This window comes from Pseudomonas sp. lyk4-TYG-107 (genome assembly GCF_030209055.1).
GTDB classification, from domain to species: domain Bacteria; phylum Pseudomonadota; class Gammaproteobacteria; order Pseudomonadales; family Pseudomonadaceae; genus Aquipseudomonas; species Aquipseudomonas putida_A.
Genome location: NZ_JARVST010000050.1, coordinates 1 through 13,107 on the forward strand (window position 1 = coordinate 1; position 13,107 = coordinate 13,107).

Genomic DNA, 13,107 nt, shown 5'->3' on the forward strand with positions numbered 1-13,107 from the left:
GGCTGGCCGGGATCCAAATGTGGGAGCGGGCTTGCTCGCGAATGCGGTGGGTCAGCCAAGGTGATGGTGACTGACATGGCCTCTTCGCGAGCAAGCTCGCTCCCACAGGGTTAGTTGGTGGACTCAAGATTGCGGCTGGTCGGTGCCATGGGGTTATGTGCTGGACTCAGGGTTGGCGGCTGGCCGGGATCTGAATGTGGGAGCGGGCTTGCTCGCGAATGCGGCGGGTCAAGCGAGGTGATGGTGACTGACACGGCCTCTTCGCGAGCAAGCCCGCTCCCACAGGTTTTTGCGGTGACTCAGAGTTGGCCGTTCCCTGCTCCACCATATTTTGCTGGTGCTTTGTCAATGGTGGTCATCCTTGACCTTGCGCGGTTGTCCCTGCTTCAGAACGCGTAACTGGCCTTCAGACTGCCACTGAAACCGTGGCTGTCACCGCCGCCGCTGGCACCGACTTCTGCGCCGACGCTGACCGCGCCGAGGCTGGCCATCAGGTTGACGCCGCCGCTGAACTGGTCGCGGTTGTCGAAGGCGGCGCGTTGTTCGATGTCGAGGCCCAGCAGGTGGCCCTGGCTGTTGACGTCGTTGTTGCCCAGGGTGCGTTCATAGCCGACTCGTACGCCCGGCACCAGTTGCCAGGCGCCCATCGCCACTGGGGCAAACGCCACGTTGAGGTTGGCGACGGCACTGCGGCGGGTGGCGGTGTTGTCGTCGACGTCGAGTGCCAGTTCGCTGCCCTTCTCTTGGAAGCCTTTGAGGTCGAGGTGGCTGATGCGCAAGCCGAGGCTGGGTTCGAGGATCATGCCGTTGACCGGTGCGCGGTAACCCAGCGCCAACGTCGCGCCGGTGAGGTTGCCGTGAGTGTCGCCCTTGGCCGCTCCGAGGCCGCCACCGAGTTCGCGTTTGCTCTCGTAATCGATGTAGCCGGCGCTGGCGTTGGCGTCGACGAACAGCCCACGTTCCAGGCTGGTGAAGCCGTAGCGCGCGCCGAGGTTGAAGAAGGTGAAATCGGTATCGGCCTCGCCACCCGCGCCGCCGACGGTGCCTTTGCTGTAGCCGAAGCCGCCGCGTGCGCTGAGTTGTTCGGAGAAGCGCTGGGTGATACCAACCATCAGGCCTTGGCTGTGTTCGTTGCTGCTTTCGGCGTGGGACGAGCCGTCGGTGCCGAGGTAACCAGCCAGCGCGGTGGTCCACAAACGGTATTGGCCGACTTTCAGATCGGTGCCGCTGGCATAGGGCGCGGCGGCTTGCTCGATCATTGCATTCTGGCGCAGCAGGTAGCTGGCGGCGTCGGCGTGAACCTGGCCGCCGACCTGGGACTCGACACCGCCGAGGGTGCCGGCGTCGATCGCCGATTGCAGGTAGTAGTTGTAGGCGCTGTAGGTGCCGGACAGGTTGCTGTTCTGCAATTGACGCAGCAATTCGGCACCGGCAGCAGCGTTGCCGATCAACCCCGCCTGACCCGGCAGGCTGTTGTACTCGACCAGTTTGCCGCGCAACACGTAGATGGTTTCCTGGGACAGGCCGAGGCCTTGCTTGAGGTAGTTGTCCATGCTGCCGTATTCGGCGGTGACCTCATCCAGACCGGCCTGCAAGTAGCTGGCCTGCACGCCCAGCAGCGGCGCGTACACCGAAGCCATGCTTGGCGGCATTGCTTTAAGAGTCGCGGCGACGCGGGCGGCGGTGTAATCGTTGGTCGCCAGGTAGTTGGCCATGATGGTCGCGTTATCGACCCCGGCGATGCTCTGCAGCACGGCGGCGGTCCAGCCGGTGCGGTCCTTGCCGGCGGTGCAATGGAACAATTGTGCGCCGTCGGTGGTAGCCAGTTCGTTGAACAGCTTGCCGAACTGATCGCGCATCCCCGCGTCGCTGACGAAGGCGCGGTTGGTCTGCTCCATCATGGCGATGGCGTCGGCGGCGCTTTTGAACGACACGCTGGTGATGTTCGCGCCCGAGGTAGTGCTGCCGATAATGTCGATGTTCTGGTAGGTCGCACCGCTCAGCATCGTATCCGGCGTGCCGGCGATTTCGCTCGGCGTGCGCAGGTCGTAGACGGCTTTGATGCCGAGGCTGTTGAGGGTCGCCAGATCCGCTGCCGACGGCGTGATCGCGTTGGAGCGGTAAAACACGCCGCCACGCATGGTGCCGTCGTGGGCCGTGGAATACGCGGTGGTGAGGCCGGCGACATCACGGAAATTGTCGATGCTCTGCAGGCGGGGCGTATCGAGCACCACAGGCTCGGCGGCGTGGGCTGCGGCGATGGACAGGCTCAGAACGGACAGCGAACACACAAGACGTTGAAACACAGTGCAGCCTCATTGGAATTAGTGTTGGGCTGGCTACTATCTGCAATCAACTGATACCAAATATGACAGAACGACTGCGCACGCAAATGCCTGCGCGATTGGGCCGTGGGCTGCGTTTTTTGTCCGTATCTGCCAGAGAGCCACTGTAGGAGTGAGCCTGCTCGCGATAGCGGTGTGTCACAACGCAAATGTCAGCGATATACCGCTATCGCGAGCAGGCTCACTCCTACAGGGTTCGGTGATGAATGTGGAGTTTTCGGTTGAAGGAGATTCCGTCCATAATCTCTCCCCCAAATGGACTGACACAGGAAATGTGAAATGGACACCACTCAATGGCTCGGTTTGTTCGAGCGCGCCTTTCAAGGCATGGAGAAGAATCTTGAGCAAGTGCTGCAACTCAACAGTTGCCGCGAGCATTGGATTCAAGCCCAGATCAGCCTGCAAGCCTGGTTCGAAGATGAGACCGAGATCTGGACGGATCTGCCGATAGGCGACCGACGCAAGGCAGACCTGTACTCATTGGACGACAACGGTGCTCCGAGGATGGTCGCCGAAATCAAATGCTTGGGCGATGTCTCGCAGGCCAAGTGCCTGGAGGGCGATTGGTCGGTTCGGGCCGATGTTGATCGGTTGCGCTCTTTCGAGTGCCCTACCCGTCTGTTCGTCCTGGTCATCGCCAAAGGCGAGCGCGAAACCAATACCGGACGGCGCCTTCGCGAAGATGAATGGGTGGATGGCCGGACATGCGTCACTGTGGATCTGCAATTTGCCCTGGTTCGGATGTGGGCGTTGTAGGTCAAGTTCTTCATCCACTTCTGCACGCGACGTGGGCCGACATCGCGGCTCGCTCGGGAGCGCCGTTGCTCAACATCGAAGTGATTTGCTCGGATCGACGTGAGCATCGTCGTCGGGTTGAGCAGCGGCAATCAGACATCACGGGGCTGACATCACCGATGTTGGTTTTCTGTTGTGAATCACGAATATGAGGCCTGGACGCAGCCGATTCTGTGCTTCGACACCGCGAATGTCAGCGTGGATCAGGCGGTGGATATCATTGTGGGAGCTAGCCTGCTGGCGATTGGGGCGAGCCTGCCAAAGTGATGGCCACTGACACGGCCCTATCGCTGGCAAGCCAGCTCCCACAGTTTTTTGCGGTGAGCTCAGGGTTGGCGGCTGCCAGAGATCCAAAGTGGGAGCTAGCCTGCTAGCGATTGCGGTGCATGACGATCTCCAGCTCCTCGCCCGACTCCGGCACCTGAAAGTAGCTGGTGATCAAATCAAACTCTGCATCCGAAGCGGCAAACTCGTGCTCCGCCAGCGCGTTGCGCGAATGCAGCCGGGCGCGGCAAGTATCGTCATCCACCGCGAGATAGTGCAGGCAATGCGGCACTTTTGCAGTATCCGCCAGCCCTCGCAGCCACTGCCGATCCGCCACGGTATTGGCCGGAAAATCCAGCACCACACTCACCCCCGCGCTAAGCACATCGATCACCAACGGCCCCAGCACGCCGCGAATCTGCCGCGCACATCGAAGGTAATCCGCCACGGATTTGATCTGCTCCGGATACAGCCGCGACAGCCACTGATCCTCACTGAGCACCAGCGCGCGGTGCTCCTCAGTCAGTGATTTGGCCAGTGTCGATTTGCCCGAGGCGATCTTGCCGCACATCAGGTGTAGTGTGGGTGCACGCATTGGGGACGCTTCCTTATGTCGATTGCTGGATAATGCCCAACGCCTGTCGGCGAGGCAATTGAGGCGCATGACCCAACGAGGAACCCAGATGACCACAATCACCGCACGCCAATGCTCTTCCTGGGTGCTACTTACCCTGCTCGCCACCACCCTGGCGCTGACAGCCGGCTGTTCGAGCAAGCGCTACGCCACCAACGGCTCGAACTGCTACGCCAAAGCCGTGCCCACTTCCGGCGAAGGGGGTCTGGCCTGGGGCGATACCTTGAGCATGGCGCGCAAAAAGTCGATGAATAACTGCATGCGTTATGCGAGCCGCTCCGGAGGCACGCCGAACACTTGCCAGGTGGTGCAGGCGCAGTGCAAGCGCTGACGACACCGATAATGATGTTGGCTGAAACTGCCCTATCGCTGGCAAGCCAGCTCCCACAGGGTTATTGGGTGGACTCAGGATTGGCGGCTGCCAGAAATCCAATGTGGGAGCGAGCCTGCTCGCGAATGCGATCTGTCAGCCAAAGCGATGGCGACTGACACGCCCTCTTCGCGAGCAGGCTCGCTCCCACATGGGATTGTGCAGTGGACTCAGAATTAGCGGCGGGTTCCCGCAGGTTTTGCGGCGGAGACGGGATTGGCGTCCAGTGTGCCGTCCTGATCCATGCGGTTCATGGCGTTGGCGTTCAAGTACACAGCATTATTCGTGAGAGTCATTTTGCCGACTCCATGTCCCCACAATACTCACTTGTGGTGAGGGGATTCATCCCCGATGGACTGCGTAGCAGGCCCGCTTCTTTATTGGTTGAAGAAGCCCGGCCCACTTTGCCCGCCATCGGGGATGAATCCCCTCACTACAGGTTTACTCAGCAGAAGTGACCGTCTGCTATCAGCGATTCAAACCCGCCGCATTAGCCCGCGCGGTGTGCAGCTTTTTATAACTGTCGATCAGACGCAGGTGACGATCCAGCCCTTCGAGCTTCATGCTGGTCGGTGTCAGACCGTAGAAACGCACACTGCCGTTGACCGAACCGATCGCCGCGTCCATGCGCTCGTCGCCGAACATGCGGCGGAAGTTGGCCTCGTAATCGGCCAGCTCCAGATCCTCGTCCAGCTCCATTTCCAGGCACACGTTCACCGCTTGGTAGAACAAACCGCGCTCGACAGTGTTGTCGTTGTACTGCAGGAAGGCTTCGACCAGATCCTTGGCCTGCTCGAATTTCTGCAGGGCGAGGTAGATCAGCAGGCGCAGTTCCAGAATCGTTAGTTTGCCCCACGGCGTGTTGTCGTCGAACTCGATGCCGATCAGCGTGGTGATGTCGGTGTAATCATCCAGCTCGCTGTTTTCCAGGCCCTGGGCCAGGTTGCGCAGACCGACCTTGCTCAGGCTGTGCAGATTGAGGATGTCGGCGCGGAATTGCAGGGCCTTGTTGGTGTTGTCCCAGATCAGGTCGTCCACCGGATAGATTTCCGAGTAGTCCGGCACCAGGATCCGGCAGGCATTGGCGCCGAGGTCGTCGTAGACCGCCATGTAGGCTTCTTTGCCCATGTCTTCAAGGATGCCGAACAGGGTTGCGGCTTCTTCGGCGTTGGAGTTTTCGCCTTGACCTGAGAAGTCCCATTCGACGAATTCGAAGTCAGACTTGGCGCTGAAGAAGCGCCACGACACCACCCCGCTGGAGTCGATAAAGTGCTCGACGAAGTTGTTCGGTTCGGTCACTGCCTGGCCCGAGAAAGTCGGCTGCGGCAGATCGTTCAAGCCTTCGAAACTGCGGCCCTGCAGCAGTTCGGTCAGGCTGCGTTCCAGCGCCACTTCCAGGCTTGGGTGCGCGCCGAACGAGGCGAACACGCCGCCAGTGCGCGGGTTCATCAGGGTCACGCACATCACCGGGAATTCACCGCCCAGCGACGCGTCCTTGACCAGCACCGGGAAGCCCTGCTCTTCCAGGCCTTTGATCCCGGCGAGAATGCTTGGGTACTTCTCCAGCACTTCTTGCGGCACGTCGGGCAAAGCCATCTCGCCTTCGAGAATTTCGCGTTTGACCGCGCGCTCGAAGATCTCCGACAGACATTGCACCTGGGCTTCAGCCAGGGTGTTGCCGGCGCTCATGCCGTTGCTCAGGAACAGGTTTTCGATCAGGTTCGACGGGAAGTACACCACCTCGCCGTCCGACTGGCGCACGAACGGCAGCGAGCAGATGCCGCGCTGGGTGTTGCCGGAGTTGGTGTCGTACAGGTGCGAGCCTTTGAGCTCGCCGTCGCGGTTGTAAATGTCCAGGCAGTATGGGTCGAGAATCTCTGCCGGCAGCTCGTCTTTCGGGCCCGGCTTGAACCAGCGCTCGGTCGGGTAGTGCACGAACTCGGCGGTGGCGATGTCCTCGCCCCAGAACTGGTCGTTGTAGAAGAAGTTGCAGTTCAGGCGCTCGATGAACTCGCCCAGTGCCGAGGCCAGCGCGCCCTCTTTGGTCGCGCCTTTGCCGTTGGTGAAGCACATTGGCGAGTGCGCATCGCGAATGTGCAGCGACCAGACGTTGGGCACGATGTTGCGCCACGAGGCGATTTCGATCTTCATCCCCAGATCGGCGAGAATCCCCGACATGTTGGCGATGGTCTGCTCCAGTGGCAGATCTTTACCGGCGATGTAGGTACCCGCTTCAGAGGTCGAGTGCGGCATCAGCAGCGCCTGCGCATCGGCGTCGAGGTTCTCGACTTCTTCGATCACGAACTCGGGGCCGGTCTGCACAACCTTCTTCACCGTGCAGCGATCAATCGAACGCAGGATGCCCAGACGATCCTTCTCGGAAATGTCCGCCGGCAGTTCGACCTGGATCTTGAAGATCTGGTTGTAGCGGTTTTCCGGATCGACGATGTTGTTCTGCGACAGGCGAATATTCTCGGTCGGGATATTGCGCGTTTCGCAGTACAGCTTCACGAAGTAAGCCGCGCACAAGGCCGACGACGCCAGGAAGTAGTCAAACGGCCCCGGTGCCGAGCCATCGCCCTTGTAGCGAATGGGCTGATCGGCGATCACCGTGAAGTCGTCGAACTTGGCTTCAAGTCGAAGGTTGTCGAGAAAGTTGACCTTGATTTCCATGCGGGTTTACCAGAGAGCAAAAACGAATTGGCGGCCATTATCCGGGTTTTCAGCCTGACGTCTTGTGCTTTTGCGTAATCGCCGCCGGGTGGGCTCTGCTGCGTCTTGGCGGGTGCGAACTACAAAAATGCCCTGAGCAGTGAATTTTTTCGTGTCTTCTTGTATCTGACGGAAAGAACCCATGCCAGCAAAACAATGGCATCGAATCCGTTCAGCTATGAGTGACCCGCATGAAATCAAGGAAAAACAAGGTCAATCCCATCGGATTGAAAGACATCACGATTGTCGACGACGCCAAGATGCGCAAGGCGATCACCGCCGCCGCACTGGGCAACGCCATGGAATGGTTCGACTTCGGGGTGTACGGCTTCGTCGCCTATGCACTGGGCAAGATCTTCTTCCCCGGCGCCGATCCTGGCGTGCAGATGATTGCAGCGCTGGCGACCTTCTCGGTGCCGTTCCTGATCCGTCCGTTGGGCGGCCTGTTCTTCGGTGCGCTGGGCGACAAATACGGGCGGCAGAAAGTGCTGGCCGCGACCATCGTGATCATGTCGCTGAGCACCTTCGCCATCGGCTTGATACCGTCCTATGAGTCGATCGGCATCTGGGCGCCGATCCTGCTGTTGCTGGCGAAAATGGCCCAGGGTTTTTCGGTCGGCGGTGAGTACACCGGCGCCTCGATCTTCGTCGCCGAATATGCGCCCGACCGCAAGCGCGGTTTCCTTGGCAGTTGGCTGGACTTCGGCTCGATTGCCGGTTTCGTCCTCGGCGCCGGTGTGGTGGTGCTGATTTCAACGATCATCGGCGAAGAGAAATTCCTTGAATGGGGCTGGCGTCTGCCGTTCTTCCTCGCCCTGCCGCTGGGCATGATCGGCCTCTATCTGCGGCATGCGCTGGAAGAGACGCCAGCGTTTCAACAGCACGTCGAGAAACTCGAAGAAGGCGACCGTGAAGGTCTGGCGGGCGGGCCGAAGGTCTCGTTCAAGGAAGTCGCGACCAAACACTGGCGCAGTCTGATGACCTGCATTGGCGTGGTAGCGGTGACCAACGTCACCTATTACATGCTGCTGACCTACATGCCGAGCTACCTGTCGCACAACCTGCACTACAGCGAAAACCGTGGTGTGCTGATCATCATCGCAATCATGGTCGGCATGCTATTCGTGCAGCCGGCGATCGGTTTTATCAGCGATAAAATTGGCCGCAAACCCTTCATTGTGGTCGGCAGCATCGGCCTGTTCCTGCTGGCGATTCCGGCGTTCATGCTGATCAACAGCGGCAAGATCGGCCTGATCTTCTCCGGCTTGCTGATCCTCGCGGTATTGCTCAACTTTTTCATCGGCGTCATGGCTTCGACCCTGCCGGCGATGTTCCCTACACACATCCGCTACAGCGCGCTGGCCGCCGCGTTCAACGTCTCGGTGTTGATTGCCGGTTTGACGCCGACCGCCGTGGCCTGGCTGGTGGAAAGCACCAACAACCTGTACATGCCGGCCTACTACCTGATGGTGATTGCCGTGGTCGGCCTGATCACCGGCGTGACCATGAAAGAGACCGCCAACAAGCCGCTGCGCGGTGCCGCACCGGCGGCGTCGGACCTTGAAGAAGCCAAGGAGCTGCTCAAGGAACACCACGACAACATCGAGCAGAAAATCGAAGACATCGACGCCGAAATCGCCGAACTGGAAGCCAAGCGCAAGGAGTTGGTACAGCAGCATCCGCGCATCAACTGATGTAATGACTGACGGCGGCCCTGCCCTGGGCCGCCGTCGATCAACGGGTCAAATTACGAAGCCGTCACCGATCAAGCGCACCAGAACCTCCCCCGCCTCACTCAATTCACCCGGTGCCTGCATCAGGCGCAACTCGTGCAGCGGCAACTCGGGTAATCCCTCCTCACTGCTCAACACGCGCATGCCGGGGCGCACTTGCGCACGATCAACAATGCCCACCGCCAATCCGGCCTCGATGGCTGTTTCCAGCGCGCTCGCACCGGCGCTGACAATCACCGCGCGCCACCGGCGCCCCTGCTCGCTCAATGCATCCACGGCAACGCTGCGATAGGGACAACCCTTGCCGTGCAAGGCCAGCGGTACCGGCCGGGTGAGATCCTGCGTGTAGTTGTGTGCGGCGACCCATACCGGCTGGGTCAGGCCCAGTATTTTCGCGCAACGCGTCGATGGCGGCGCATCGGCAACAACTACCAGCAACGCCAGATCCAGTTGCCCGCGTTCCAGACGCGCACTCAACCGACCGCTGGCACCTGTTTCGACTTCCAGCTCGATGTGCGGAAAATCTGCCGACAGGTGCGGCAACGTACAGCCCAGGACCGCGCCGGCGTATTCCTCGGAAATCCCCAGGCGAACCCGCCCGCTGGCCAGCGGCGTGCTGAAACTCGCCAGCAATTGATCGTGGTGGCGTAGCAAATCGGCGCTCTGCAGGGCGAAGCGTCGACCCAGCGGCGTGAGGTTGACCGTCTGGTTATCGCGCTCCAGCAAGCGCCCGCCCGCCAGCGCTTCCAGACGCCGCACATGCAGGCTGACCGCTGACGGGCTCTTGTTGAGGAAACTCGCGGCGGCGAGAAATTGCCCGAAGCGCACGATTGCCTGAAAGGTGCGCAACAGTTCGATATCAAGGGCTTCGGCCATGCTTGAGAATTCCTGCATCAGTGGTGCGGATCGTATCGTTTGAATGCATCAGTGCTTGATTCATATCATCGCACTCATTCCTCTGTCAGGTGCCATGCGATGAACGTCATGCCTGTTCGTTTTTTACTGCTGATGGCAATGGTGGTCAGCTGGAGTTCCGGGTTCATTGGCTATCGCTACGTCGCCGATCAGGGCAGCGTCTACCTGGCCTCGTTGTGGCGTTTTGTATTGGCGGCATTGTTGTTGCTGCCGTTCGCCTGGGCAGGCTTGCGTGGTTTGCACGGAAAAGACATGTGGCATCAGGCACTGCTTGGGCTGTTCGCGATGGGTGGCTACATCGGACCGATTGCCGCCTCGATTCAACTTGGCGTCACGCCTGGCACTGCGTCACTGTTTGCCAATCTGTTGCCGCTGACGATCGTGCTGCTGGCCGGCAGCGTCCCAGGCCAGCGCACACGTGGCTGGCAATGGCTGGGTGTGGCGCTGTGCGTGATCGGCATGCTGCTGGCCAGCGCCGCGAGTGTCGAATGGGCCAGTGCGGCGTTGTGGGCCTACAGCTTACCGTTACTGGCGGTATTGTCGCTGGCGGCGGCCACCTTGTTTGAAAAAGCCCGGCCGGGCATTGCAATACCGGCCACCACGGCGCTGTTCATTCAGGTATGCGCGGTGATTCCTGTATTTGCGCTGCTGGCTGGCCTTGAGGGTGAATTGCGCCCGCCCATCACTGCGGATTTCGTCAGTGGCGTGCTGTGGCTGGTGATCTTCTCGACGTTTGGTGGCTACGGATTTTATTGGCTGTGCTTGCAACAATTCAGCATACAGCGCATCAGTGGCGCGCTGTTTCTGACGCCACCGGTGACACTGTTGTGGGCGTGGATGCAGTTCGACGATCCGCTGAGTGCCAGCGCGCTACTCGGTATCGGTCTGACCTTGGTCGGTTTGCCATTGCTGGGGCGAGCGCCGAGCGAAAAAGTGTGTGCCGTCGGCATCCGCCAGGAAACTAAATCCGCAGGTGACAAGTCACTGACTTAGCGGAGGTTGAGGCATTTCGCCGAACCTCGTTTATTGAAGATGCCAGCGTGGTCACTCATACCAATCGTCGCAACAACCTCTCGCTGGACAGCCTGAATTTCTTCCTCGCCGATGTGCGCGATGGTCTCGGGCCGTACCTGGCGATTTACCTGCTGGCCGTTCATCACTGGGAGCCGGCCAGCATCGGGCTGGTGATGACCCTCGCTGGCATTGCCGCCCTTGTCACCCAGACGCCCGCCGGTGCCCTGGTCGACAACACACGCAGTAAACGAGCAGTGATCGCGATTGCCGCGTTACTGGTGACCGGCAGTTGCGTGGTATTGCCCTTCGTGACGTCCTTCAGTCTGGTAGCGATCACCCAAGCGCTGAGCGCCGCCGCGGCATCGGTGTTCGCTCCGGCCATTTCGGCGATCACCCTGGGCATCACCGGGCCGCGCGCGTTCACCCGACGCACCGGACGCAACGAGACCTTCAACCATGCCGGCAACGCCTGCGCGGCGCTGCTGGCCGGTGGATTCGCATACCTGTTCGGGCCGGTGGCGGTGTTCTATCTGATGGCGGTCATGGCGCTGTGCAGTGTAATCGCCGTGAGCTTCGTCGATGCCAATGCGATCAACCATGATCTGGCCCGGGGCCTTGACCCCAGCGACGCTACACACAGTAAAGCGCCCTCGGGATTGGCGGTGTTGCTGACCAACAAGGCGCTGCTGATGTTCGCCATCTGCTGCGCCCTCTTTCACCTGGCCAACGCAGCGATGCTGCCACTGGTGAGCCAGAAACTGGCGCAGGTCAACTTGCAGATGGCGACGCCACTGACCTCGGCCTGTATCGTTGCCGCACAACTGGTCATGGTGCCGGTCGCCTTGCTGGTCGGGGCCAAAGCCGATGTTTGGGGACGCAAGCCGCTGCTACTCGCAGGCTTCCTGATTCTGCCGCTGCGTGGCGTGCTTTATACGTTATCCGCAGACCCTTACTGGTTGGTAGCGGTGCAGATGCTCGACGGCGTCGGCGCGGGGATCTTCGGTGCGCTGTTCCCGGTGGTAGTGAAAGACCTGACGCTGGGCACTGGACACTTCAACATCAGCCTCGGCGCTCTCTCGACGGTGTTTGGTCTGGGCGCAGCATTGAGTGCCAGCGTGGCGGGCATTGTGCTGCAGGAGGCCGGTTACAACGCGGCATTTCTGACCCTGGCGGTGATTGCCGGAGTGGCGTTTGTGCTGTTGTGGCTGGCGGTGCCTGAGACATTGCCGCAGGAGGGGAATATTGAGCCGGCGCTGCAATCTAAGGAGGAAAGATTTGGCTAAGAATGTGCTTGAGTTCAGCGATAGTGATCTGGCGCAGATGCAACGCTTCAATCGCAAGCTCGCCTGGCTGCCGCGTTTTCGCATCCGCAATCGGCTGACGCCGCGTTTGATCCAGGCATTGCTGCGTGCCAGTCAGATTGTCAGCGCGGATAAAACGCTCAAGCATGATCTTCATGCGCAGAACATTGTGGCGTATTCGCAAGGTGTGTCAGTGCCTGTCCGAATCATCCGCCCGCAGGGAAAGGCTCAAGGTGTGGTGCTGGATTACCACGGTGGCGGCTGGGTGATCGGCAATGCACGGATGAACGACGACCTTAATATCGGCATGGTCAAGGCATGCAACGTGGCGGTGGTATCGGTCGACTATCGGTTGGCAGTCAATACGCCAGTTGAGGATCTCATGCAGGATTGTCTGTGCGCTGCACGCTGGCTGTTGAGCGATGATTGCACGGAGTTCGTCGGCCTGCCGGTAATCGTTGTAGGCGAATCGGCAGGCGCGCATCTGGCAGCTGCCACCCTGTTAGCGCTCAAAGCATCATCCGATCTGCTGCAGCGGGTCAGCGGCGCCCTGCTCTATTACGGCGTTTACGATCTCGCCGGCACCCCAAGCGTGCACGCAGCACCTGCTGAAACGCTGGTACTCGACGGCCCGGGAATGGTCGAGGCGCTACGCTTGTTGACTCCAGGATTGAGCGATAATGAACGCCGGCAGGCGCCACTGTCTCCGCTGTACGGCGACTTGAGCGGATTGCCACCGGCGTTGATGTTCACCGGTGAACTGGATCCGCTGCGCGATGACACGCTGGAACTGGCTGAGCGCTGGCAACGATCAGCACCGGTTGAAATCCATCTACTGCCCTCGTCCGCTCATGGCTTTATCCATTTTCCGACCACCATGGCTAGTCGTGTTTTGGCCTACAGTCGGGCTTGGATTTCGCGTCAGATCAGGGCAAAAACAAGCAGTTAGGGCTTGTATTGGCAGGAAAACACTTTCCTGCGGGCAAAACAAAACCCCAACTGCTTTCGCAATTGGGGTTTCGGA

General features: G+C 60.1%; 10 protein-coding genes. 6 read left to right on the forward strand and 4 right to left on the reverse strand.

Going from position 1 to position 13,107, the window contains the following annotated elements; translation table 11 throughout:
• Positions 1 to 386 precede the first annotated feature (386 nt).
• Positions 387 to 2,306, reverse strand: a complete 1,920-nt coding sequence (locus tag QRN61_RS27545; protein ID WP_285376437.1) for a tyrosine-protein phosphatase — start codon at positions 2,304 to 2,306, stop codon at positions 387 to 389.
• Between the two features lie 318 nt (positions 2,307 to 2,624).
• On the opposite strand from QRN61_RS27545, the gene QRN61_RS27550 reads away from it, so the two are divergent.
• Entirely contained in the window at positions 2,625 to 3,101 is a 477-nt protein-coding gene (locus QRN61_RS27550) for a hypothetical protein (RefSeq protein WP_115990021.1), read from the forward strand.
• Positions 3,102 to 3,510: 409 nt separating this feature from the next.
• Here the strand turns inward: QRN61_RS27550 and QRN61_RS27555 are convergent, their stop codons facing one another.
• On the reverse strand, positions 3,511 to 3,999 hold the full coding sequence (locus tag QRN61_RS27555) for a P-loop nucleotide/nucleoside kinase family protein (protein ID WP_285376439.1): 489 nt from the start codon (positions 3,997 to 3,999) through the stop codon (positions 3,511 to 3,513).
• 88 nt (positions 4,000 to 4,087) lie between these two features.
• Between QRN61_RS27555 and QRN61_RS27560 the strand changes: the two genes are divergently transcribed.
• Entirely contained in the window at positions 4,088 to 4,369 is a 282-nt protein-coding gene (locus tag QRN61_RS27560; protein ID WP_174377199.1) for a hypothetical protein, read from the forward strand.
• A gap of 507 nt (positions 4,370 to 4,876) precedes the next feature.
• On the opposite strand, the gene QRN61_RS27565 is transcribed toward QRN61_RS27560, so the two are convergent.
• On the reverse strand, positions 4,877 to 7,081 hold the full coding sequence (locus QRN61_RS27565) for an OsmC domain/YcaO domain-containing protein (protein WP_285376443.1): 2,205 nt from the start codon (positions 7,079 to 7,081) through the stop codon (positions 4,877 to 4,879).
• Between the two features lie 230 nt (positions 7,082 to 7,311).
• On the opposite strand from QRN61_RS27565, the gene proP reads away from it, so the two are divergent.
• A complete protein-coding gene (proP, locus tag QRN61_RS27570; RefSeq protein ID WP_027613786.1) occupies positions 7,312 to 8,814 on the forward strand; it encodes a glycine betaine/L-proline transporter ProP in 1,503 nt (500 codons plus the stop codon).
• 48 nt (positions 8,815 to 8,862) lie between these two features.
• Here the strand turns inward: proP and QRN61_RS27575 are convergent, their stop codons facing one another.
• The gene (locus QRN61_RS27575) at positions 8,863 to 9,729 is read right to left on the reverse strand and encodes a LysR substrate-binding domain-containing protein (protein WP_285376445.1); all 867 of its coding nucleotides are present in this window, start codon (positions 9,727 to 9,729) and stop codon (positions 8,863 to 8,865) included.
• A 99-nt stretch (positions 9,730 to 9,828) separates the two neighbouring features.
• Here QRN61_RS27575 and QRN61_RS27580 point away from each other — a divergent pair, with 99 nt between their 5' ends.
• The 3 genes from QRN61_RS27580 to QRN61_RS27590 are packed head-to-tail and all read left to right on the forward strand — an operon-like array spanning position 9,829 to position 13,032.
• On the forward strand, positions 9,829 to 10,761 hold the full coding sequence (locus QRN61_RS27580; RefSeq protein ID WP_285376446.1) for a DMT family transporter: 933 nt from the start codon (positions 9,829 to 9,831) through the stop codon (positions 10,759 to 10,761).
• 47 nt (positions 10,762 to 10,808) lie between these two features.
• Positions 10,809 to 12,065 (forward strand): MFS transporter, encoded by a 1,257-nt coding sequence (locus QRN61_RS27585; RefSeq protein WP_285376448.1) that lies wholly within the window; start codon positions 10,809 to 10,811, stop codon positions 12,063 to 12,065.
• 37 nt (positions 12,066 to 12,102) lie between these two features.
• Entirely contained in the window at positions 12,103 to 13,032 is a 930-nt protein-coding gene (locus tag QRN61_RS27590; protein WP_183785367.1) for an alpha/beta hydrolase fold domain-containing protein, read from the forward strand.
• The last annotated feature ends 75 nt before the right edge of the window (positions 13,033 to 13,107 follow it).

What these genes read in the sequence shown, in the direction of transcription:
- QRN61_RS27550 (WP_115990021.1), top strand. Translation starts at nt 2,625, where the DNA reads ATGGACACCACTCAATGGCTCGGTTTGTTCGAGCGCGCCTTTCAAGGC.
- QRN61_RS27555 (WP_285376439.1), bottom strand. Translation starts at nt 3,999, where the DNA reads ATGCGTGCACCCACACTACACCTGATGTGCGGCAAGATCGCCTCGGGC.
- QRN61_RS27560 (WP_174377199.1), top strand. Translation starts at nt 4,088, where the DNA reads ATGACCACAATCACCGCACGCCAATGCTCTTCCTGGGTGCTACTTACC.
- QRN61_RS27565 (WP_285376443.1), bottom strand. Translation starts at nt 7,081, where the DNA reads ATGGAAATCAAGGTCAACTTTCTCGACAACCTTCGACTTGAAGCCAAG.
- proP (WP_027613786.1), top strand. Translation starts at nt 7,312, where the DNA reads ATGAAATCAAGGAAAAACAAGGTCAATCCCATCGGATTGAAAGACATC.
- QRN61_RS27575 (WP_285376445.1), bottom strand. Translation starts at nt 9,729, where the DNA reads ATGGCCGAAGCCCTTGATATCGAACTGTTGCGCACCTTTCAGGCAATC.
- QRN61_RS27580 (WP_285376446.1), top strand. Translation starts at nt 9,829, where the DNA reads ATGAACGTCATGCCTGTTCGTTTTTTACTGCTGATGGCAATGGTGGTC.
- QRN61_RS27590 (WP_183785367.1), top strand. Translation starts at nt 12,103, where the DNA reads ATGCAACGCTTCAATCGCAAGCTCGCCTGGCTGCCGCGTTTTCGCATC.